Annotated in this window: 17 protein-coding genes; 8 read left to right on the top strand and 9 right to left on the bottom strand. The window is 59.4% G+C overall.

What is annotated here, in order from left to right:
* Positions 1 to 2 precede the first annotated feature (2 nt).
* Positions 3 to 875, bottom strand: a complete 873-nt coding sequence (locus tag ACMXYH_RS16700; RefSeq protein WP_415764188.1) for a LysR family transcriptional regulator — start codon at positions 873 to 875, stop codon at positions 3 to 5.
* 79 nt (positions 876 to 954) lie between these two features.
* Here ACMXYH_RS16700 and ACMXYH_RS16695 point away from each other — a divergent pair, with 79 nt between their 5' ends.
* Together ACMXYH_RS16695 and hppD are read left to right on the top strand one after the other, a co-directional pair.
* Complete coding sequence (locus ACMXYH_RS16695) at positions 955 to 1,899, top strand: DMT family transporter (protein ID WP_415764187.1); 945 nt, start codon at positions 955 to 957, stop codon at positions 1,897 to 1,899.
* A 252-nt stretch (positions 1,900 to 2,151) separates the two neighbouring features.
* Entirely contained in the window at positions 2,152 to 3,228 is a 1,077-nt protein-coding gene (hppD, locus tag ACMXYH_RS16690) for a 4-hydroxyphenylpyruvate dioxygenase (protein WP_046054072.1), read from the top strand.
* 155 nt (positions 3,229 to 3,383) lie between these two features.
* Here the strand turns inward: hppD and rarD are convergent, their stop codons facing one another.
* The 3 genes from rarD to ACMXYH_RS16675 form a co-directional block, all read right to left on the bottom strand.
* A complete protein-coding gene (rarD, locus tag ACMXYH_RS16685; RefSeq protein WP_134420124.1) occupies positions 3,384 to 4,265 on the bottom strand; it encodes an EamA family transporter RarD in 882 nt (293 codons plus the stop codon).
* A gap of 153 nt (positions 4,266 to 4,418) precedes the next feature.
* Positions 4,419 to 5,426, bottom strand: coding sequence for an aldo/keto reductase (locus ACMXYH_RS16680; protein ID WP_415764186.1), 1,008 nt, complete (start codon positions 5,424 to 5,426; stop codon positions 4,419 to 4,421).
* A 198-nt stretch (positions 5,427 to 5,624) separates the two neighbouring features.
* Positions 5,625 to 6,944, bottom strand: coding sequence for an MFS transporter (locus ACMXYH_RS16675; protein ID WP_415764185.1), 1,320 nt, complete (start codon positions 6,942 to 6,944; stop codon positions 5,625 to 5,627).
* Positions 6,945 to 7,113: 169 nt separating this feature from the next.
* On the opposite strand from ACMXYH_RS16675, the gene ACMXYH_RS16670 reads away from it, so the two are divergent.
* The 4 genes from ACMXYH_RS16670 (at position 7,114) to ACMXYH_RS16655 (ending at position 12,885) form a co-directional block, all read left to right on the top strand.
* Positions 7,114 to 8,244, top strand: a complete 1,131-nt coding sequence (locus tag ACMXYH_RS16670) for a sugar diacid recognition domain-containing protein (protein WP_347805559.1) — start codon at positions 7,114 to 7,116, stop codon at positions 8,242 to 8,244.
* 268 nt (positions 8,245 to 8,512) lie between these two features.
* Positions 8,513 to 9,655 (top strand): glycerate kinase, encoded by a 1,143-nt coding sequence (locus tag ACMXYH_RS16665; protein WP_415764184.1) that lies wholly within the window; start codon positions 8,513 to 8,515, stop codon positions 9,653 to 9,655.
* 375 nt (positions 9,656 to 10,030) lie between these two features.
* Positions 10,031 to 11,656: a methyl-accepting chemotaxis protein gene (locus ACMXYH_RS16660; protein WP_415764183.1), complete on the top strand. Its 1,626-nt coding sequence runs from the start codon at positions 10,031 to 10,033 to the stop codon at positions 11,654 to 11,656.
* 41 nt (positions 11,657 to 11,697) lie between these two features.
* A complete protein-coding gene (locus tag ACMXYH_RS16655) occupies positions 11,698 to 12,885 on the top strand; it encodes a pyridoxal phosphate-dependent aminotransferase (RefSeq protein WP_415764182.1) in 1,188 nt (395 codons plus the stop codon).
* Between the two features lie 113 nt (positions 12,886 to 12,998).
* Here the strand turns inward: ACMXYH_RS16655 and ACMXYH_RS16650 are convergent, their stop codons facing one another.
* From ACMXYH_RS16650 to ACMXYH_RS16630, 5 genes are all read right to left on the bottom strand, one after another.
* On the bottom strand, positions 12,999 to 13,976 hold the full coding sequence (locus ACMXYH_RS16650; RefSeq protein ID WP_129444480.1) for a 2-hydroxyacid dehydrogenase: 978 nt from the start codon (positions 13,974 to 13,976) through the stop codon (positions 12,999 to 13,001).
* A gap of 21 nt (positions 13,977 to 13,997) precedes the next feature.
* Positions 13,998 to 15,296 carry an MFS transporter gene (locus ACMXYH_RS16645; RefSeq protein WP_415764181.1) on the bottom strand — a complete coding sequence of 433 codons (1,299 nt, stop codon included), beginning with the start codon at positions 15,294 to 15,296 and terminating at the stop codon, positions 13,998 to 14,000.
* Positions 15,297 to 15,341: 45 nt separating this feature from the next.
* A complete protein-coding gene (locus tag ACMXYH_RS16640) occupies positions 15,342 to 16,403 on the bottom strand; it encodes a sugar kinase (RefSeq protein ID WP_415764180.1) in 1,062 nt (353 codons plus the stop codon).
* Positions 16,396 to 17,178: a sugar phosphate isomerase/epimerase family protein gene (locus tag ACMXYH_RS16635; protein ID WP_415764179.1), complete on the bottom strand. Its 783-nt coding sequence runs from the start codon at positions 17,176 to 17,178 to the stop codon at positions 16,396 to 16,398. The genes ACMXYH_RS16640 and ACMXYH_RS16635 overlap by 8 nt, the downstream gene beginning before the upstream one ends.
* A gap of 154 nt (positions 17,179 to 17,332) precedes the next feature.
* On the bottom strand, positions 17,333 to 18,319 hold the full coding sequence (locus ACMXYH_RS16630) for a LacI family DNA-binding transcriptional regulator (RefSeq protein ID WP_415767712.1): 987 nt from the start codon (positions 18,317 to 18,319) through the stop codon (positions 17,333 to 17,335).
* A 275-nt stretch (positions 18,320 to 18,594) separates the two neighbouring features.
* On the opposite strand from ACMXYH_RS16630, the gene ACMXYH_RS16625 reads away from it, so the two are divergent.
* Together ACMXYH_RS16625 and ACMXYH_RS16620 are read left to right on the top strand one after the other, a co-directional pair.
* Positions 18,595 to 19,404: a hypothetical protein gene (locus ACMXYH_RS16625; RefSeq protein WP_415764177.1), complete on the top strand. Its 810-nt coding sequence runs from the start codon at positions 18,595 to 18,597 to the stop codon at positions 19,402 to 19,404.
* Positions 19,405 to 19,598: 194 nt separating this feature from the next.
* On the top strand, positions 19,599 to 21,734 hold the full coding sequence (locus tag ACMXYH_RS16620; RefSeq protein WP_415764176.1) for a hypothetical protein: 2,136 nt from the start codon (positions 19,599 to 19,601) through the stop codon (positions 21,732 to 21,734).
* Positions 21,735 to 21,956: the final 222 nt, after the last annotated feature.

The following is a 21,956-nucleotide window of genomic DNA, read 5'->3' as shown; positions in this document are numbered from 1 at the left end:
GCTCAACGGTAATTCAGGCGTTCGGCCAGTTTGATAAAAGCCAGCGCCGCAGGGGATGACTGGCGCTGGTCGAGTACCGCCAGACCAACCTGACGGATGACCGGTGGCGATAGCGGTTTTTTCACGTAGCGACTGTCGCGGTCGTCGGGTAATGAGCTTTCGGCGACAACCGTCAGCGCGTCGCCTCGGCCAACGGTGTCCAGCGTGCTCAGTAGTTGCGAGCAGCGATAACGGATGTTCGGAGTTAGCCGGGCGGCACTGAACAGTCGCGACACCAGTTCCGAGGAACCGGCCTCGGTCAAGACAAAGGGGTCGTTGCACAAATCGCTCAGGGTCAGGCTGTCGCGACGGGCCAGCGGATGATCGACGGGTAGCAGCGCGACCATTTGGTCTGCGATCAGCGCAAAGGTGTCGAACCGCTCCTCGGGCAACACCACGAAGCCGATATCGATACGCCGTTCCTCCAGCCACTGGATCACCTGCCGGTCCGGGCCTTCGTCAATGTGGACCTCGATGCCCGGGTGAGCCGCGCGGTAGTGCTGCAGGATCAGCGGCAGCAGTTTGATCGATGAGGTCGGGCCGAACGAGCCGATGCGCAATGTGCCGCGTTTCATCCCGCGCGCATCCGCCGCTTCCTGGCGCAAGGTGTTGGCCAGGCCCAGCATCGCTCGGGCGCGCAGCAAAAGTTGTTGGCCGATGTCGCTGAGTTCGACCCGGGACTGATGCCGGCGCAGCAGCTCGACGCCCAATTCCTGTTCCAGCGACTTGAGGGCGTGAGAGACCGCGGATTGGGAAATCCCCGAGCGATTGGCTGCCGCCGTAAAGCCTTGAAGCTCGGCGACCAGAGAAAATATCTCCAGTTGGGCAAGGGTCATGAGTGTTTACTCATTTTACGATGAGAAGGTATTAGTCGAATGATACTTCATCTCTCCCGATTTCTCGTTCTGGAAACCTATGACGACCTATGAGCAGAGCCTGTCCAACCCTTCGGACGTGCCGGTTTATCTGAAACTGGCGGCAGTCACCATGATCTGGGGCGGCACCTTTGTCGCCGGGCGGTTTCTGGCCGACAGCCTCAGCCCCTTGTTTGCCGCCAGCCTGCGATTCTTGCTGGCCAGTGTGGCGCTGCTGGTGTTTCTGCTACTGGCTCGCGTGCCTCTTGCAAGGCCCAGCCCCAGGCAATGGCTGCAATTGGCGCTGCTGGGTTTTTTCGGAATCTTTTTCTACAACCTGTGCTTCTTTTATGGGCTGCACTACATCAATGCTTCACGGGCGTCATTGATCGTGGCGTTGAACCCTGCCGTGATCGGGCTGGCGTCATGGCTGCTATTTAAGGAGCGCTTGAGCCGAGCGAAAGTCATCGGAATTGCGATCTGTATTGCCGGGGCGAGCCTGGTAATCATCAGCCGTAACCCACAACTATTGGCCAGCAACCCCGATGCCTGGATCGGCGATCTGTTGATCTTCGGCTGTGTGCTCGGCTGGGGCGTTTATTCGCTGTTCTCCAAAGACCTGAATCAAACCCTGGGGCCGGTGCAAACGGTGACGTACTCAATTCTGATGGGCACGCTGATGCTGTGGGTGACCAGTGCTGTTCGCGGTGAGTTGAGTATTACGGCACTCACCAGCCTCGGACCAACGCAATGGTTGAGCCTGATGTACCTGGGCGTATTGGGCTCGGCGCTGGCCTATATCGGCTATTACGACGGTATTCGCAAAATCGGCGCGACGCGTTCAGGCGTGTTCATCGCCCTCAACCCGCTGACTGCGGTGATCCTCGGTGCGCTGTTGTTAGGCGAGCAGTTGACCTTGGCGATGTGCCTGGGAGGAGGGCTGATCCTCGCGGGGATTTTCCTGTGCAACAAACCCCTTGCGCGCGCAGGGAAAAAGGGGATTTGATACAGAAGGCGGACAAACCTATTTACGCTGTGTAGAATCTGGTTACGCATATAAGAATAATCGTCTTCTGGCAGCAGAAGCCTTGCCCGCAAGAGCCTTGGGTCGACAATGAAGAGTTTCGGGTTTCAATTGATCTATGGTGACTTCCTCGCCCGCAGCGTGCGGGGTATCTCCTGCGCGCCACCCGCCGGTCTCAGCATTGCTAGCAACTAACGATCCGTTAATTGACAAGAAAATGATGAGGCGCCAACCATGGCAGATTTATACGAAAACCCAATGGGCCTGATGGGCTTTGAATTCATCGAATTCGCATCGCCGACCCCGAACACCCTGGAGCCGATCTTCGAGATCATGGGCTTCACCAAGGTCGCGACCCACCGTTCCAAAGACGTGCACCTGTATCGCCAGGGCCAGATCAACCTGATCCTCAACAACGAACCGCACAGCGTCGCTTCGTACTTCGCGGCCGAGCACGGTCCGTCGGTGTGCGGCATGGCGTTCCGCGTCAAGAATGCCCAGCAGGCGTTTGCCCGGGCCCTGGAACTGGGCGCCCAGCCGATTCACATCGAAACCGGCCCGATGGAACTGAACCTGCCCGCGATCAAAGGCATCGGCGGTGCGCCGCTGTACCTGATCGACCGTTTTGGTGAAGGCAGCTCGATCTACGACATCGACTTCGTATTCATCGAAGGCGTTGACCGCAACCCGGTCGGGGCTGGCCTGAAGATCATCGACCACCTGACCCACAATGTGTATCGCGGTCGCATGGCCTACTGGGCCAACTTCTACGAGAAGCTGTTCAACTTCCGCGAGATCCGTTACTTCGACATCAAGGGCGAATACACCGGCCTGACCTCCAAGGCCATGACCGCGCCGGACGGCATGATCCGTATCCCGCTGAACGAAGAATCGTCCAAGGGCGCCGGGCAGATCGAAGAGTTCCTGATGCAGTTCAACGGCGAGGGCATCCAGCACGTTGCCTTCCTCAGCGATGACCTGATCAAGACCTGGGATCACCTGAAAAGCATCGGCATGCGCTTCATGACCGCGCCGCCGGAAACCTATTACGAAATGCTCGAAGGCCGTTTGCCGAACCACGGTGAGCCGGTTGATCAACTGCAATCGCGCGGCATTCTGCTGGACGGTTCGTCCGAGTCGGGCGACAAGCGTCTGCTGTTGCAAATCTTCTCGGAAACCCTGATGGGCCCGGTGTTCTTCGAATTCATCCAGCGTAAAGGCGACGATGGTTTCGGCGAAGGCAACTTCAAGGCGCTGTTCGAATCCATCGAGCGCGACCAGGTTCGTCGTGGCGTGCTCTCCACCGACTAAACCGTTTCAGATGTAAAAAAGCCCGGTCAGCAGCAATGCTGGCCGGGCTTTTTAAGTTCAAAAGATCGCAGCCTTCGGCAGCTCCTACAGGGATATTGTGTTCACACTGTAGGAGCTGCCGAAGGTTCGGGCCGCGTTCGGACGATCTTTTGCTTTTAAGGGCGTCGATGTCGCATCAAATGCTTGAACCCTTCAAATACCAACACCACAACAGCCAACCAAATCGGGATGTACGTCAGCCACTCACCGGCCTTGATGCTTTCCCCCAGCAGCAACGCAACGCCGAGCAACAGCACCGGCTCGACATAGCTCAACAACCCGAACAGGCTGAACGGCAGCAGTCGGCTGGCGATGATGTAAACCACCAGCGCCGAAGCACTGATGACGCCGAGTAACGGGATCAGCAGTGACAGCCACGGGTGCTGATCGAACACGGCGAAACCCTGTTCACCGCCCTGAACGAACCAGAACGCCACGGGCAACATCAACGCCATGTCCATCCACAAACCGCCGAGGTTGTCGGTCGCCAGTCGCTTGCGCAGGATGAAGTAGAGCGGATAACCGATGACGACCAGCAAGGTCGCCCAGGAAAAGCCGCCGACCTGATACAGCTCGTTGAGCACGCCGAGGGAAGCAAAAAACACGGCAACCTTTTGCAGGTAAGACAGTCGCTCGCCATAGGCGACCCGCCCGGTCAGCACCATGGACAGCGGCAACAGGAAGTAGCCCAGGGACACATCGAGGCTATAGCCATTGAGCGGCGCCCACATGAACAGCCAGAGTTGCAGGCCCAGCAAAGTCGCGGAAACGATCAGGCCGGCGAGCAGTTTTGGTTGGCCAACCAGCCGCCGAAAAAGGGCGACTACGCGTTTCCATTCACCGGAAACCACCATGAACACGGTCATGCATGGCAGGGTCAGCAGCATTCGCCAACCGAAGATTTCCACGCCGCTCAAAGGCGTGAGCAGCGAGGTGTAGTAATACATGACGGCAAACAGCACCGAGGCTGAAACCGATAGAGCGATACCTTTAGACAAACTGTCCTCGCGAAGTTGAACGTGAAACGGGCGCAGAGGATACGTGGTTCGGCCGGAGAATGTGTCGCCAGATAAAAGATCGCAGCCTTCGGCAGCTCCTACTGGGGTACACCGATCTAGGTAGGAGCTGGCGAAGCCTGCGATCTTTTGCTGTTAGCGCGGTTTGCGCCCCGACACAAAGTGGCTCACATCATTAAACCCCGGCGTCGACGCATGCCCAGGCACAACCAGCGAATCAATAAACGCTTCATCCTCGGCCGTAATCTTCACCGCCTGCGCCTTGGCGTAGGCATCCCACTGTTCTTCGGTACGCGGTCCAACGATGGCCGAAGTCACGGCGCTATTGTTCAGCACCCAGGCGATGGCGAATTCGACGATGCCCACGCCGCGACCCTGGGTGTACTGCTGGATCTGCTGAGCAATGCGCAGGGATTCGACGCGCCATTCGGTTTCCAGAATGCGTTTGTCTGCGCGGCCGGCGCGGCTGTTGGCATCCGGCTTCACGTCCGGCGCGTATTTACCGCTGAGCACACCACGCGCCAGTGGGCTGTAAGGCACCACGCCCAGTCCATAGTTTTGCGCGGCGGTGATCTGCTCGGTTTCCGCCTGACGGTTGACGATGTTGTACAGCGGCTGACTGATCACCGGCCGGTCGACGCCCAGTTGATCGGCCACACGAATCACCTCGGCGATGCGCCAGCCACGGTAGTTCGACAAACCCCAATAGCGAATCTTGCCCTGGCGGATCAGATCGCCAATCGCCGACACCGTGACTTCCAGCGGCGTGTTGTGGTCTTCGCGGTGCAGGTAATAGATGTCGAGATAATCGGTGCCCAGGCGCGTCAGGCTGGCATCGATGCCATTAAAGATGTGCTTGCGGCTCAAACCGCTGCGGTTCGGAACGCCGTCCACCGGGCCGAAACCGACCTTGGTCGCCAGCACCCATTCGTGGCGGTTACCGGCAATCGCTTCGCCGACGATCTCTTCGGAGCGGCCGTTGGTGTAGACGTCTGCGGTGTCGATGAAATTGATGCCCTGGTCCCAGGCCTTGTCGATGATCCGCAGGGAATCTTCGGTGCTGGTCTGTTCGCCGAACATCATGGTGCCCAAGGTCAGGGTGGAAACCTGTAAACCCGAATGACCCAGCGTGCGATAGCTCATGACGAAATCCTTTTACCGGTGGGAGAAAGGCTCAATCAAATACCAGAACGACTGTCCAGAGCAAACGCAAATCTAAAACACCCTCAGATCAAATGTGGGAGCGAGCTTGCTCGCGAAAGCGGTGTGCCAGGCAACCTTGATGCCGACTGACACTCCCTTTTCGCGAGCAGGCTCGCTCCCACAGGGGATCTTCGGTGATCAGACGCGAAGCGTACGCGTCATGCGCAACGCCAACAAACTCCCGCACACAATCACGCCCGCCAGCAGGTAAAGCGCGGCATCGGTCGACCCGGTGCTGTCCTTGACCCAACCCACCAGATACGGACTCAGGAACCCGGCCATCTGCCCCATGGAGTTGATCAACGCCAAACCACCCGCCGCAGCGCCCGCGCTCAGCAGCGCGGTAGGCACCGGCCAGAACATCGGCAAACCGGTGAGGGCGCCCATGGTGGCGATGGTCAGGCCGAGGATAGCAATGGCCGGCGTAGTCGCAAAATTCACAGCGATCAGCAAACCGACCGCACCCATGAGCATCGGCACCACCAAGTGCCAGCGGCGTTCTTTGCGCAGGTCCGCCGAGCGGCCGACCATCAGCATGAACAGCGCCGCCAGCAGGTACGGAATCGCGCTGAGCCAGCCAATCACCAGGTTATCGCTGAAGCCCAGGTTCTTGATGATCGACGGGAGCCAGAAGTTGATCGCGTAGACGCCGCTCTGGATGCAGAAATAGATCAGACCGAAGGCCCAGATCGCTGGGTTCTTGAACACGGCCAGCAACGAGTCGGTGGTGGTTTTCGGTTTGTTGGCCAGGTCTTCAGCGTGGTCGGCTTCCAGTACCGAGCGCTCGAACGGCGTGAGCCATTTGGCGTTGGCGTAACTGTCGCTCAACAGGAAGTAGGCGAGGGCGCCGAGGATCACGGTCGGAATGCCTTGCAGCAGGAACATCCACTGCCAGCCCGCCAAACCTGCCTGGCCTGCCTGGCCTGCGCCGAAGTGGTTGAGAATCCAGCCGGAAAACGGGCTGCCGAGCAGGCCGGACACCGGGATCGCCGACATGAACAACGCCATGATGCGGCCACGGCGGAAGGTCGGAAACCACTGCGAGAGATAAAGCACCACACCCGGGAAAAACCCGGCTTCGGCCGCGCCGGTGAACAGGCGCAAGGTGTAGAACTCGGTCGGTGTGGTGACGAACAGCAGGCAGGTCGACAGCGAGCCCCAGACGATCATCATCAGCGCGATCCAGCGGCGCGGGCCGAATTTGGTCAGGGCCAGGTTGCTGGGGACGCCGCACAACACGTAGCCGATAAAGAAGATCCCGGCCCCGAGGCCGTACACGGTTTCACTGAATTTCAGTGCGTCGAGCATCTGCAGCTTGGCAAATCCAACGTTCACCCGGTCGAGGTAGTTGAACAGGTAGCAGATGAAGATGAAGGGGATCAAACGCAGGGTAATGCGTTTGTAGACGGCGTTTTTCTCGTCAACGATGGCCTGGGTAGCGGCGGCGCTCTGTGACATGGCGGGTTCTCTCTTTATTATGATTTTTTGCGATGCAAGGGTAACGTTGACCGCCCAGTGAGTCTCGGCCACCGCTTGGGTCATTGTCTTTGTGCCTGAGCACAGGGTTTGCAACCAAGGCCTGTGCGGGTGAACAATCCGCTCCATCACGCTTTCAAGGATCACCGCTATGTTCGAACTCGATCACGACCTGGCCCAGGACATCGTCGACCGGGCGATGGCCATCCTGCCGTACAACGTCAACGTCATGGACAGCCAGGGCCTGATACTCGGCAGCGGCGAACCGGAGCGGGTCAACACCCGCCATGAAGGCGCGCAACTGGTGCTGGCCAACGGGCGGGTGGTGGAGATCGACGCCCAAACGGCGATTCATCTGAAAGGCGTGCAGCCGGGCATCAACCTGCCGCTGTTGCTCGATCAGCGCTTGATTGGCGTGCTGGGCATCACCGGTGAACCCGAGCAATTGCGCACCTATGCCGAACTGGTGCGGATGACCGCCGAGATGCTGGTCGGCCAGCGCAATCAGCAGGCCGAACAGCAATGGCGGCGCCAGCGATGCGACGATCTGCTGGCATTGCTGCTCAGCGAGGCCGGGGATTCGCCGCGGTTGATCGACGAAGCGCAACAACTGGGGCTCAAGCCGCAGATGACGCGGGTGCCGTATCTGTTCGAGTTAGGGATGGAACACGGTCCGGGGCAAACCGTCGAGGCGCTCAGCGCCTGGTTGACCTCACGCTACCCGGACAGTTGGTGCGTGAGTTCGGCCAAGTCCTCGTTGCTCTGGTGCCGACCGGCGGCGCAGGCGATCGAGAATGACCGGCTGCTGGAAAAACTCGACGGCCTGGGCTGGAACATTCTGCGCATCGCCGTAGGCGGGCAGGCGGATGGATTGTCCGGGCTGCGTCGTTGCTATCGACGCGTTGGCGACTTGCTGGCCTATGGGCGCGATGTGTTACCGCACTCCCGTTTGCTGACGCTCAACCGTTATCGGTTGCCGGTGATGCTCTGGCGGCACCGCAACGACGACGCGCTGGACGAGTTGCTCAAACCGCTGCGCAAAGTCATCGCCAAGGATGGCAACGGCCAACTGCTGGCGACCCTGCGCAGCTGGTGCGATCACGATGGTCAGAGCCAGGCCTGTGCCGATGCGCTGGGCATCCATCGCAACAGTTTGCGTTACCGGATGGAGCGGATTGCCGAGCTCAGCGGTGTTGACCCGTTAAGGCTGGACGGAATGCTGGCGCTTTATCTCGGTGTCCAGCTCCTTCCCCAAACCGAACTCCCCAACACCAATCCGTAGCAGCTGCCGAGCCTGCGAGGCTGCGTTCGGCTGCGCAGCAGTCGTGAAATCATGCGACGCGGAGCATCAGGTAAACCGTGCTTGCAGAATTTACGACTGCTTCGCCGCCGAACGCAGCCTCGCGCTGCTCGGCAGCTGCTACAACGAACGGTGTGGAGGGAGGTTTTGTGGAAATGAACAATAAACGCCACACCGGCTTGTGCAGCGGACCGGCGTTATTGTTCTTGCCTGCTGGCAGCATGGAACGCATTGGAACTGGAGAATTCGCATGAAAATCGTCATCGCCCCCGATTCGTTCAAGGACAGCCTGAGTGCCCAGGGTGTGGCTGATGCCATTGCTCTGGGGTTGGCGCAGGTTTGGCCCGATGCGCTCCTGGTCAAATGCCCGATGGCTGACGGCGGGGAGGGGACCGTCGAGTCTATTCTGGCGGCGTGCGAGGGCGAACTTCGCCGCACCCATGTCCGTGGGCCGCTCGGCGCAATGGTTGAGGCCGCTTGGGGCTGGTTGCCCCAGAGCCACACTGCGATCATCGAAATGGCCGAGGCCAGTGGCCTGCAACTGGTTCCGCCGGGCAAGCGTGACGCCTGCATCAGCAGTACGTTCGGCACCGGCGAGTTGATCCGCGCGGCGCTCGATGCCGGGGCGCAACGGGTGATTCTGGCGATTGGCGGCAGCGCCACCAACGACGGCGGGGCGGGGGCGATGCAGGCCTTGGGCGTCAAGCTGCTGGACGCCCAGGGCCAAATACTGGCACCGGGCGGCTTGGCCCTCGCGCAACTAGCGCGAATCGACATGAGTGGAATCGCCCCGCGACTGGCCGAAGTGCAATTCGACATCGCCGCCGACGTCAACAATCCACTGTGCGGACCTCACGGTGCCTCAGCGATTTTCGGCCCGCAAAAAGGGGCATCACCCGAGCAAGTCGAGCAACTGGATCGAGCGCTCGGGCACTTTGCCGAGCGGTGCGCGCAAGTCCTGAACAAAGACGTACGTGACGAACCGGGCAGCGGTGCGGCAGGCGGCCTGGGGTTTGCCGCCAAGGCGTTTCTGGGGGCGCAGTTCAAGGCCGGGGTCGAAGTGGTCGCCGAACTGGTCGGCCTGGACGATGCGGTCAAGGGCACCGACCTGGTGATCACCGGTGAAGGCCGTTTCGACGCTCAGACCCTGCGCGGCAAGACGCCGTTTGGTGTGGCGCGTATTGCTCGGCAGCATGGCGTGCCGGTGATCGTCATCGCCGGGACACTGGGTGAGGGTTATCAAGCACTGTACGAACATGGCATCGATGCCGCGTTTGCCTTGGCCAGCGGGCCAATGACGCTGGAGCAGGCGTGTGCCGAGGCGCCCCGGTTGTTACGGGAACGGGCCAGTGATGTTGCGCGGGTTTGGCGGGTGGCCGCTCGCAAAGCCTGAAGCCGTACGATCGCCTGTAGCAGCTGCCGAGCCTGCGAGGCTGCGTTCGACTGCGAAGCAGTCGTAAATCCGGCAACCGGTTTTTCCTGACACACCGCGCCGCATGACTTCACGACTGCTGCGCAGTCGAACGCAGCCTCGCAGGCTCGGCAGCTGCTACATAGAGCTAGAGTGTTTCATGGTTGAAACACTCGTAATCCGGTGAAATATTTTTCTCCAAATCCCCGCAGGAATCCTCATCCCCAGCCGATACAGCCAATAGGCCCACACAAACCTATTCCAACAGTGGCGCCAAACTGAAAGCGCGTGCGCCACCGCCCGCCCTTCAGCGATCACGCAAGGATGCTCGTAGCCCCATCACCCGAGAATCATCCTATGTCACTGCGTAATCTGAATATCGCGCCTCGAGCCTTCCTGGGTTTTTCCTTCATTGCCTTGCTCGTCATCGTGCTGGGTGTGTTTGCCGTGAACCGCATGTCGACCATCCGCCAAGCCTCCATCGACATGGCAACCACGCAGCTGCCCAGCATCGTGTTTCTCGGCAACCTGACAGAAAACATCCTGCGCCTGCGCATTCTTTCTTTCCGGGTGTTGGTCAACCGTGATCCTAACGCGTTGCAGGAAGCCCAGACACGTACCGGCTTGCTGGTCGACAAGGTTCGCAGCGCACAAGCCAGTTATGCAGCGTTGCCGGCCACCCCGGAAGAAGCCGCGCTGTACAAGACGTTCACGACAACACTGGACAGCTATATGCAAGACCAGAATCAGATGCTGGAGCTGTCGCGGCAGAACAAACTCGATGAGATGCGCACGCTGATCAACACCCGGATCAAGGACGGTACGGACCAGATGGGCGAGCAGTTGAACAAACTGGTAGCGTTCAACAACACATATGCGAAAACCGCCGCGGCCGAAGCGGGCGAGCACTACAGCAACGCCGTGACTGGCATCATCGCAGTGGCGGTGACTGCGGCGCTGATGACCGTGCTGCTGGCCTGGCTGCTGACCCGCAGCATCGTCACGCCGCTCAACCGTGCGCTCCAGGCGGCCGAAAACATTGCGGGCGGCAACCTGACTAAAACCATCGACATCGACGGCAAGGACGAACCGGCCCGTTTGCTCGGTGCCTTGTCCACGATGCAAACCAACCTGCGCAAAACCATCGAACAGATCGCCGGTTCCGCCACCCAACTGGGTGCCGCCGCTGAAGAACTCAGCACGGTCACCCAAGAAGCGTCCCGCGGTCTGCAACAGCAGAACAACGAAATCGAACAGGCCGCCACCGCCGTCAACGAAATGACCGCTGCCGTGGAAGAAGTGGCACGCAACGCGGTGTCGACGTCCGAAGCCTCGAACCAGTCGACTCAGGCCGCCCGCGAAGGTCGCGACCGTGTGGTGGAAACCGTCGGCGCGATCCAGACCATGACCCACGATGTGCAAAACACCTCGGTGATGATCGAAGGCCTGGCCGCTCAGGGGCGCGACATCGGCAAGGTGCTGGACGTGATCCGCGCCATCGCCGAACAGACCAATCTGCTGGCGCTGAACGCTGCAATCGAAGCCGCCCGTGCCGGTGAAGCCGGGCGCGGTTTTGCGGTGGTGGCGGACGAGGTTCGGGCGTTGGCCCATCGCACCGCGCAATCGACCCAGGAAATCGAAAAAATGGTCGCCGGCATCCAGAACGGTACCGGCCAAGCGGTCTCCTCAATGCAGCAAAGCAATCAACGCACTCAAAGCACCCTGGAAATGGCCCGCGCCGCCGGTGTGGCGCTGGAGCAGATCACTCAGTCGATCCAGCTGATCAACGAGCGCAACCTGGTGATCGCCAGCGCGTCCGAAGAACAGGCCCAGGTGTCCCGCGAAGTCGACCGCAACCTGGTGAACATCCGCGACCTGGCCACCCAGTCCGCCGCTGGCGCCAACCAGACCAGCGCCGCGACGCACGAACTGTCGCGCCTGGCCGTGGATTTAAATGCCATGGTGGCGCGTTTCGTGATTTGAGATAGGGTTGTGGCTTGGAACCCGCGCGACTGGAGAATTACATGCGCTATTCAGCCTTGACCAAACGAATTGCCGGTGACGGCGCAGCGGCCTGGCAGATTCATGACCGAGCACTGGAATTAATCGAGCAGGGCGTTGATGTGCTGCTGCTATCGATCGGCGATCCCGACTTCGATACGCCGCAGCCCATCGTTCAGGCGTGCATCGATAGCTTGTTGGCCGGTGACACCCACTACCCGTCAATACGTGGCAGTCGGGGGTTGCGCGATAGCATTGCCAACCGCCATCGACGTCGCAGTGGTCAAGCAGTGGATGCCGATCATGTGATCGTGCTGCCGGGTGCGCAATGTGCGGTGTATTCGGTCGCGCAATGCCTGCTCGACCCCGGCGATGAAGTGATCGTCGCCGAGCCGATGTACGTGACCTATGAAGGCGTGTTCGGTGCTTGCGCAGCCAAAGTGGTGCCGGTGGCGGTGCGCCCCGAGAACGGCTTTCGGGTCGATCCGGCGGATGTCGCGGCGCTGATCACGCCTAAAACCCGCGCCATCGTGCTCAACAGTCCGAACAATCCTTCCGGCGCCAGTTTGCCACTGATGGTCTGGCAGGAACTGGCATCGCTGTGTGTTCGTCACGACTTGTGGTTGATCAGCGACGAGGTCTACAGCGATCTGTTGTACGAAGGCGAACACATCAGCCCGGCGAGCCTGCCGGGCATGGCCGAGCGCACGGCGACCATCAATAGCCTGTCCAAATCCCACGCCATGAGCGGTTGGCGTGTGGGCTGGGTGATCGGGCCGAAACCTTTGGCCGAACACTTGGTGCACCTGTCGTTGTGCATGCTGTTTGGCATTCCGGATTTCATTCAGAACGCCGCGCAATTGGCGCTGGATGAGGATCTGCCGGAAGTGGCGTTGATGCGCGAGGAGTATCGCCAGCGTCGCGACCTGGTGTGCGCGAGCCTGAGTGATTGCCCGGGCATCCGGCCGATCCGGCCTGATGGCGGCATGTTCGTGATGATCGATGTGCGCCAGACCGGGTTGTGTGCCCAGAGTTTTGCCGAGCGGCTGTTGGAAGGTTATGGCGTGTCGGTGCTGGCGGGTGAAGCGTTCGGCCCGAGCGCGGCGGGGCATATTCGACTGGGGTTGGTGGTGGATCAGCTGAAGCTGGCGGATGCGTGCCAGCGGATTGCGTTGTGTGCGGCGGACCTTCTGGAGGCGCGTCGGGCCTGAAGTTGTGCTGGCTTTGATGGCCCCTTCGCGAGCAAGCCCGCTCCCACATTCGACCGCGATCAAATGTGGGAGCGGGCTTGCTCGCGAAAGCTATCTAACAAACGCCAAATCCATCAAGCCTTCCACGCCCCGACATTCACCAGATTCGCCGGCCTTTCACCCGCCAGCGCCGCCAGCAGATTATCCACCGCACAAGTGGCCATCGCCTCCCGCGTTTCATGCGTCGCCGAACCAATGTGCGGCGTCGCCACCACGTTGTTCAGTTGCAACAGCGGCGAGTCAGTGTTCAGCGGTTCGCGTTCGAACACATCCAGCCCCGCAGCGCGAATCTGCCCCTCACGCAAGGCCTGAATCAGCGCTGGCTCGTCCACCACCTTGCCCCGTGAAATGTTGATGAAGATGGTTTCGGGGCGCATCAGGGCAAACTGCTCGGCGCCGATCAGCCCTTCGGTTTCAGCGGTCAGCGGCAAGGTCAGGCAAACGAAATCCGCCTGCTGCAACAGCTCCGGCAAGCTTCGGTATTGCGCGTCGAACCGTTGTTCCACCGCCGGTTTTGGCGAGTGGCTGTGGTAGATAACCGACATGCCAAACCCGAAATGCCCACGCTGGGCCAAGGCCTCACCGATCCGCCCCATACCGATGATGCCCAGGGTTTTACCGTGCACATCGGTACCGAATTGCGCGGGACCGACATTGCGCTTCCACTGACCGGCGCGAACCATGTTCGCCAGTTCCACCACGCGCCGGGCGGTCGCCAGGATCAGCGCGAAACCGGTGTCGGCCGTGGTTTCGGTGAGTACGTCCGGGGTGTTGCTGAGCAGGATCCGTCGTTCGGTCAGGTAGTCGATGTCGTAGTTGTCGACCCCCACGGAGACGCTGGCGATGGCCTCCAGGTCAGGTGCCAGATCCAATAATCCGGCATCCAGTTTCAGACTCGCACCGAGCAACCCGTGGGCGCGGGGCAGGGCCTCGCGCAGCGTTGCCAGGCCGTCGGCATTGAGGTTGTCGATCAGCGTCACCTCGGTCTGCTCGTGCAGGCGAGCCATCAGCAGCGGCGAGAGTTTCTTGTACAGCACAACCTGCTTTTTCATCATCGTCATCTCAACTTCAATTCAGGAATGAGCAGCGGTCGGCCGTTGCACAACGGCCTTGGCCACAACCCGGTCACTGGCGCCGGGCTTGAGGAACATCGTCAGCACCACCGAGAGCATTAACGCGCCGCTCATCAACAGATAAGAAGCACCCGGCGAGCCGGTGGAGCTGTTCAGGTAGCCCACCAGATACGAACCGCCAAACGAGCCGAGCGCACCCATGCTGTTGATCAGCGCCATGGCGCCACCCGCGACGTTGGCCGGCAGGATTTCCGGGACGATGGCGAAAAACGGTCCATACGGCGCATACATGCAGGCGCCCGCGATCACCAGCAAGGTGTAGGACCACCAGAAGTGTTCAGCGCCCAGCGCGTAGGAACCGTAGAACGCAATCGAAGCGATCAGCAGTGGCGGCCAGACAAAGCGTTTGCGCTTCTGCAATTTGTCCGAGCCCCAGGACACCAGCAGCATGCCGATCACCGCTGCCAGATACGGCAGCGCCGAAAGCCAGCCGGCCTCGATCATGTCCATTTGCGCGCCGGCCTTGAGGATCGACGGCAGCCACAGCACGAAGCCGTAAACGCCAATGCTCCAGCAGAAAAACTGCAGGGCCAGGATGATCACCTTCGGCGAGCGGAAGGCTTCTGCGTAGTTCTTCACCGCTTTGATACCGACCTGTTCGGCCGCCAGGGCGCTTTGCAGATCCTGCTTCTCTTGATCGCTTAGCCATTTGGCTTGAGCGGGACGATCATCGGCCAGACGCCACCAGATAAATGCCCAAAGCACCGCCGGCAAACCTTCGATGATGAACATCCAGCGCCAGCTGAAATGCTGCACCAGATAGCCCGACACCACCGACATCCAGAGCATGGTCACCGGGTTGCCGAGGATCAGGAAGGTGTTGGCGCGCGAGCGTTCGGCACGGGTGAACCAGTGGCACAGGTACACCAGCATCGCCGGCATCACCGCGGCTTCGACCACGCCGAGCATGAAGCGAATCACGACCAGCCAGTAGGCGTTGGAGACGATCCCGGTCAACGTGGCCAAACCACCCCAGAGAATCAGGCTGACGAAAATCAGCTTCTTCACGCTGTGCTTCTGGGCGTAGATCGCGCCCGGCACCTGGAAGAAGAAGTAGCCGAGGAAGAACAGCGCGCCGAGCATCGACGACAGGCCCGGTGTGATCATCAGGTCGGCGGCCATCCCGGAGGCGGCAGCGAACCCGTAGTTGGCGCGGTCCAGGTACGCCAGGCTGTAGGTGATGAACACGATGGGCATGATGTACCACCAGCGGCGGGCGGCGAGTGTTGCGGTTTTCATAGTGGTGCTCCTGAGCTTGTTGTTTTTGTCGCAGCAGGTAACGGGTTAAAGATTTTCAGTGACTGTGCGGGCCTCATCGCGAGCAAGCTCGCTCCCACAGGTGATTTGTGTTTGAACCCGATCCAATGTGGGAGCGAGCTTGTCTCCGGGCGGCGATCCGACGATGGCGGCCTCAAACTCGGCAGACATTTCGAGGCGATTGGGCAACCCCTCCATATCCCCACGGCTCTGCACCGCGCGGCTGCCAATCCAGTTGGCACGCTTCACGGCGTCGGCAAAGCTGTGGTTTTCCAGCAGGGCGCTGATCATGCCGACTGCAAATCCGTCGCCGGCACCGACGGTGTCGACCACCGTTTCCACCGGCACGCCCGCCACGAAACCCTGATCCAGATGGGTGCGGTAATACGCACCGTGCGGGCCCAGTTTGATCGCCACGGCTTCAGCGCCCTGATCGAGGTAAAACGCCGCGATGTCGGCCGGGTCTTCAAAACCGGTCAGCAAGCGGCCTTCACTCAGCCCCGGCAGCACCCAATGGGCGAGGGTGGCGAGGCGGTTGATCTCGGTAATCATCCGTTGCTCGCTGGCCCACAGGCTCGGACGCAGGTTCGGGTCGAAGGACACGCTGCGCCCGGCATCACGCATGCGGGTCATTAACTCGAAAGACATTTCCCGGGCCGTTTCGGACAGCGCAGGGGGAATGCCGGTGGCGTGCAAGTGCCGGGCGTTCAGCAATTCAGGCGCGATCGACTGCCGCGACAGATGACTCGCCGCAGACCCTCGGCGGAAATACTCGACCACCGGATCGCTGCCATCGTCGGTGCGCGACTTGAGTTGAAAACCGGTTGGGTGCGCGGTGTCGATGGCGACGTTGCTGCAATCCAGGCCTTCTTTCTCCAAAGTATCGATGACGAACCGTCCCAGCGAATCAGCGCCCACCCGGCTCAGCCAGGCCACGTTGAAACCCAACCGCGACAAGCCAATGGCAACATTGCTGTCGGCCCCGGCAATGCGTTTGTGGAAGTGGCCGACGTCGGCCAAATCACCGTTGTGTTCGGCGACAAACATCGCCATGGTTTCGCCGAACGACAGAATATCGATCTCAGACATGAGCGCTCTCCAACCGGGTTTGACCGAGGCGGGCGAGGGTGGCGACGTGCTCGGTGGTCAACTGCACCAGGTCGTCGCCTTGCAACGGATATTCCGCCGCCCGCATGACGCCTTGGGCCATGTGCCGCAGCAGTTGTTCCCACAGATACAAGTCACTGGCGGCCGGCGGTATGGCGACCAGTTTGCCGTCGGCCCGGCGTGTCACGGCTTTGCAGTGCACGTAGCCGACGTGGCGACCGAGCAACCGCGCGGCGCTGGCGGCGGACTGGTCTTGCCAATGCCAGTTGCCGATGTCGAAGGTCATTTTGACCGGCAGGCTGTGTTGCTCGACTTTAGCGAAAAAGCGCTGGAACGGTTCGATCCTGCCACCGTGCAAGGTTTGATCGTTTTCCACCAGCAACTGCACCGCACTTTTTCCCAGTACGCGGGCCAAGGTCTGGAGGTCGCTGTTGTCGGTGAAATAGCCCAGGGACACTTTCAGCCATTTGGCACCGAATGCCTGGGCGCGCTGTAACGCAGAGATCAGTTCGGGATTGGGTTTGGACTGGCCAGCCAGCCACAACTCCATCGGTGAGGAATACACACTTTCGAGGCCCTGGGCCTGAGTGGCATTGGCCAGTTGGGCGGGGTCTTCGACGGTCAGCAGTTCTTCGCGCCATTCGATGCGCGTGGCGCCGGCGGCGGCCAACACCTCAATAAACGATCCCTGGCCGCGTTGGCGAACAAGGTCGGCGCCGTAGCTCGAAAGGCTGATGGAAACGGGTGGTTTATTCATTGTTGTATACCTCTGAAACCGGTTTCATTTTTATTCAAAAAAAAGGTTGGTGACCTTTAGGACCTCATCGCGAGCAAGCTCGCTCCCACACTGGTTTTGTGAGCGCCGTAGGCCCCCTGTGGGAGCGAGCTTGCTCGCGATGGGGCCAGTCCAGTCACCGAAAATGTCCATCGGTCGACCCACGCACAATCAACCGCGCCGAAAAATCGAGGGTCCGCACCGGCCCGTCATCACCGCGCAAACGCTTGAGCAAACACTCGAACGCGCTGGCACCAATTTCGGCCGTCGGCTGGGCGAGGGCGGTGATCCCGCTGCCCACCAGCGGATACCAATCCAGATCATCGAGGGCGATCAGGCCGACGTCCTCGAACAGATTGCACTTCAGTTCACGCAACGAATGGGTGCTGGCCAGCGCGGCGATTCCGTTGGCGCAGAACAGCGCCTTCGGGCCGGGGCCTGGCGTTTCGAGGAAGGTTTTCAAACGTGTGCTCAGATCGCTGCCGGTCTCGGCAATGGTCCCTTGAAGCGTCGAACGCTGCTCGATCTGTGCCTTGAAACTGCTGACCCGCTCAATCCGCGAACTGGTGCCGTCAAACGGCTCGGTCACCAACAGCACATCGCGATAGCCGCGCTCTTCAAGGTGCGTGAGGGCGAGTTCGACCGCTGCCGGATTGTCCAGCCCGACCAGATCACTCTCCAGCTGCTCGACCTTGCGATCCACCAGCACCAGCGGCATTTCCCGATGCAGCTCGCGTAATTCATCGCGGTGATGACCCAAGGTGTTCACGATCAAGCCTTCGATGTTGTAGGAGCGCAGCAGGGCCAGGTGCTGGCGTTCCTGCTCGTCATCGCGGTCGGTGTTGCACACCACCAGGCTGTAGCCGTGCTGACGGCAGGCGGTTTCCACCCCATGCATCACGGCTATCGAATAAGGGTTACGGATATCGGCCACCAGCATGCCGATCAGGCGGGTTCGCCCGCGTTTCAGACCGCGGGCCATCTGGTTCGGGCGATAGCCCAACTCGCTGATCGCCTGTTCGATGCGCAGGGCAATGGCATCGGAGAGCAGGGCGCGGTCATCGCCGATGAAGCGCGAGACGCTGGCTTTGGAGACGCCGGCGTGTTCGGCGACGTCGAGCATGGTCACGCGGCTGCGCTGGGCGGCGGAGAAGTCGTTCAAAGGGTCGACCTTTCTATTGGAATTATTAGGCTCGAGCACGCTGCGCTGAAACCGGTTTCAGGAAACTCCATTAATGGTCGTCCGTCAAGCAAGTCGTGCCGCGATCCAACGCGCTAAACGTTTATATTCCGACGAGCGGTAGCAATACCTGTCAAATATGACAGTAGGCGGCAATGAGATAAGCGGGTCTAATTTCTTCCATACACACCCGATTGCTCTGAACCGGAGAATAGCGGATGGCTTCTACAACAAGTGCCGGGATTGGCCTGTTCGCCCAAGCGTTCACCGTGGAGGGAGTGGACCCAAACGACCCGACGGCGCAGTTACCGCCTGATGCATCGACCAATGGCGTCTACCTGAACATTCCCCTGTGGGAATCGCCATCCATAGAGGCTGGAAAAAGCGACTTGTTGGAAATCTGGGTGCTGGAACCGGGACTTCCGGTTGAAACGCGTTTCTATAGCCACCCTTTTCCTGTCCCGATAACAATCCCCGCGCGGTTCCCTCTGCCGCCACAGTACCTGCAACGTGAAGGTGAGATCAGCCTGCGGTACCGGGTGACATTGGGAGATAACGGCAACGAGGACACAGCGTTGCCTCAACGGTTCACCTTAAGGCGTCAGGTGCCGACCAATTTGGCTGAACCGGTTTTTCCCAATGCCACACTTTGGGGTTACCTCAATTGCAAATCGGTCCCGTCTATGTGGGAAGAGATTCGGGTTCGTATTCCGCCACAAGCGGGCAAGTTTGAGCGCGATGACGAGTGCTTTCTGGATTGGGAGTCTTTCAGGAGCCTGAATGGAATCGGCGCCATCCCGAATACATCCACTCGTTTCACCAAACGGTTGACGGAGCAAGAGGCTGCTAACGGTTTCAGCTTCGTACTCATGCAGTACGACAGGTTAATAAGGCCCATCGAGGGTCTCGGTTCGGCATTAGTGAGCTACTCGCTTTATCGCTATAACGTTCCAGTGGGAAAGTCTGCCGTGGGCTTGGTAAAGATCGATCGCGTCATTCCAGGGCAGAAAGAGTTCTGTGGTCCATGAAGTTACTGAAGGAGCAGTAATAGTTGTAAGTGTTTAGCGTTTAACAGCATTTGAAACTGAAAAACGTCAATGCCGGATTTCAAGTACTGGGTCAACCACCTGATACTCGGAGCATGCAGCCAGCAGTCGCGCGGTTCTCCATCGGGCAATGACGTGTGCGGGTCAATTATTAACTCATGATGGAGAGTACGAAAATGAATATGCAGGTTAAAACAGGTGTCGGTGTACTGGCTTTACCACCCACCATTGTCGACCAGCTGCCGGATAATCGCCTGACTTATAAGCAACTCAGGGAAGACCGAATCATCAAGGTGCGGTTAGCCGATATTGACGATAAAAGTCCCGACGGCGGCGCTAAAGTCGAACTTCATTTGTTCCCGAAAGGTGTAATCCCTGTCGAATTCGATCCCACTTATGTCGTCGTGACCAAATTAAAAGCCGACCAGACTGGGGGGGATTGGGCATATCCGATTGAGTTTGAAGTACCCGTCACGTCACTGATCGAGAGGTTCCATGTTGACGGTGAGTACACGCCTTACGAGCTGGCATTCATTATTTATGATGCCTTTGAAAACAGCGATACCTCCGGTCCATACGCCGAAGCTCTGGTCGACTTGACCGCGCCTTACCAACGGCAACCCGGCGGGCCCAACGGTACGGGCCCAAGGCCGACGCTGCTGACCCTTGGTGCTACGGTGCCAGCCGTCATCGACGATGCCTGGTTGAACGACCCCGCCAACTCCGGTGGACTGAACCTGACCATTCCCACCGCTTATCAAAAATTTGAAGCGGGCAACGACAAGGTCAACTTCTATATTTCTACGCAAACAACTTTTTCATTGATGCAGGGTGCAGGCGCAGCGGTTCCAGACTTTCCACTACCCACGGGTGGAGCTATTAATGTTCCGCTTGCGTATCTGACTGCCCTGGATGAGGGCACGTACTATTACTCCTACAACCTCACGGATTTACCAGGGAATATCAGCAACAACGCTGCCATTACCACCATGTTCAGAAGGGTCAAGACACCGGCACCTGTTCTCGAAGCGCCAACAATCCCGGTTACCGGAGCTTCTGGCCGTACGCCGATCACCTTTTCGACGGTGCATCCTGCGCCGACCAAAGCCATCATGGAAATCAAATTTCCACTTAACTCGTTTCCCGGTGACCGGATCATCCCGTACATCACCTCCGACCAGGCAGGTGCGCCTATTGCCTTGCCGGAACAAGTGATTCCACCCGCAGGTACCCCAGGCCCTCTGACTTTCGAGTTGGATTACGACATTTTTGATCAGGTTTTTGGAGATCCCAACGGGGCCGAAGAGGTGGAGTTCGAATATTGGTATGAACTGTCCCGCTCTACGATTTCGGACAATCCGGTTTCGCCATCCGCATTTGGTGTCGTCGACTTTGCTTACGCCGGGCCGGAACAACCGAACCTGCCGGAGCTGGAGAACCCTAATATTTCACCGGTGGTCATCCAGGGCGCAGGTAACCCGGCGCCGGCCCCTAACACGCTCGGCCCAGCGCAGGCAGGCGTTGCGGCGGCCATGAACTGGCTTGTGTGGACTGACCTCAATCGCCCTGTAACAGGCCGGGAGATCGTCAAGTTCTACTACCAGGGCAAACAGGTTGGCGACCCGATACCAATGCGGGTGGGGGATACAACAGTCACGACCACATTGCCTTGGGAGACGATTCGGGCTGAAATGAACGGCACTGTCGCAGGCGGTAATCCCAGAGAGGCTTACGTGACCGTCGAGTACCCTGGCAGTGCCAACGTGATGAAACAGGTGGTTACGACAAAAGTCGACGTGACAGCGATCGTGATCAATCTGCCGGCACCTCAAATTATTGTTTCAGCCTTCCGAACAACAGCTGCATTAGTACCGGAGCGCGTCGTTACCAGTATCAACTGTCCGAGCCTCAACCACCCGGCAGTGGCGAATGGACCCATGCCGCCTTATCAACCGCGCCAACTGCGGATCAGGATCCGGCGCGATGCCAATATCCCGACGGGTGCCACGGTGGATCTGGACTTTGAAGGCCGGACAACCAACGCGGTGGGTGCCCCTGCTATCCCCAATACACAAATCACCGCTTCGGCACCTATGCCACCGACAGGGGACCTTGAGTTCAGACTGACAAACTACACCGCGATCAGGACGATCCAGTTGCCAAGTACGACTCCGGGCCAACGTCCTGCTACCCGCTATGCGCGTATCGCTTATACGGTCAACGGGATTGTGTCGGAGGTCACGGTGCCTGTGGCGTTGTTGAACTCGAGCCTGGTGTATTGCGAGCAAGAGCGTCCTGAGCCAACCCCTTAATCGATACTTCAAGTAAATCTTCCTACTGATGGAGGCAGCGTTAGTTGTCGTCTTCATCAGTGGAAGCGAAGTTTTTTACGTTCAGATACGGAGCCTCTCACAACAACAATGGATAAATCTCACATATACAAGGATTTGTCCTACATATAGCTGGATAGGTAAACCGTAGTCTGGCGGCCGTTTTAGTCCGGCTTGCGCACTGTTTGAGTCGGAGACTCGTTC

The sequence above is a fragment of the Pseudomonas frigoris genome, from assembly GCF_047758635.1.
Taxonomy (GTDB): Bacteria; Pseudomonadota; Gammaproteobacteria; order Pseudomonadales; family Pseudomonadaceae; genus Aquipseudomonas; species Aquipseudomonas frigoris.
This window is presented reverse-complemented; position numbering and strand designations above follow the sequence as displayed.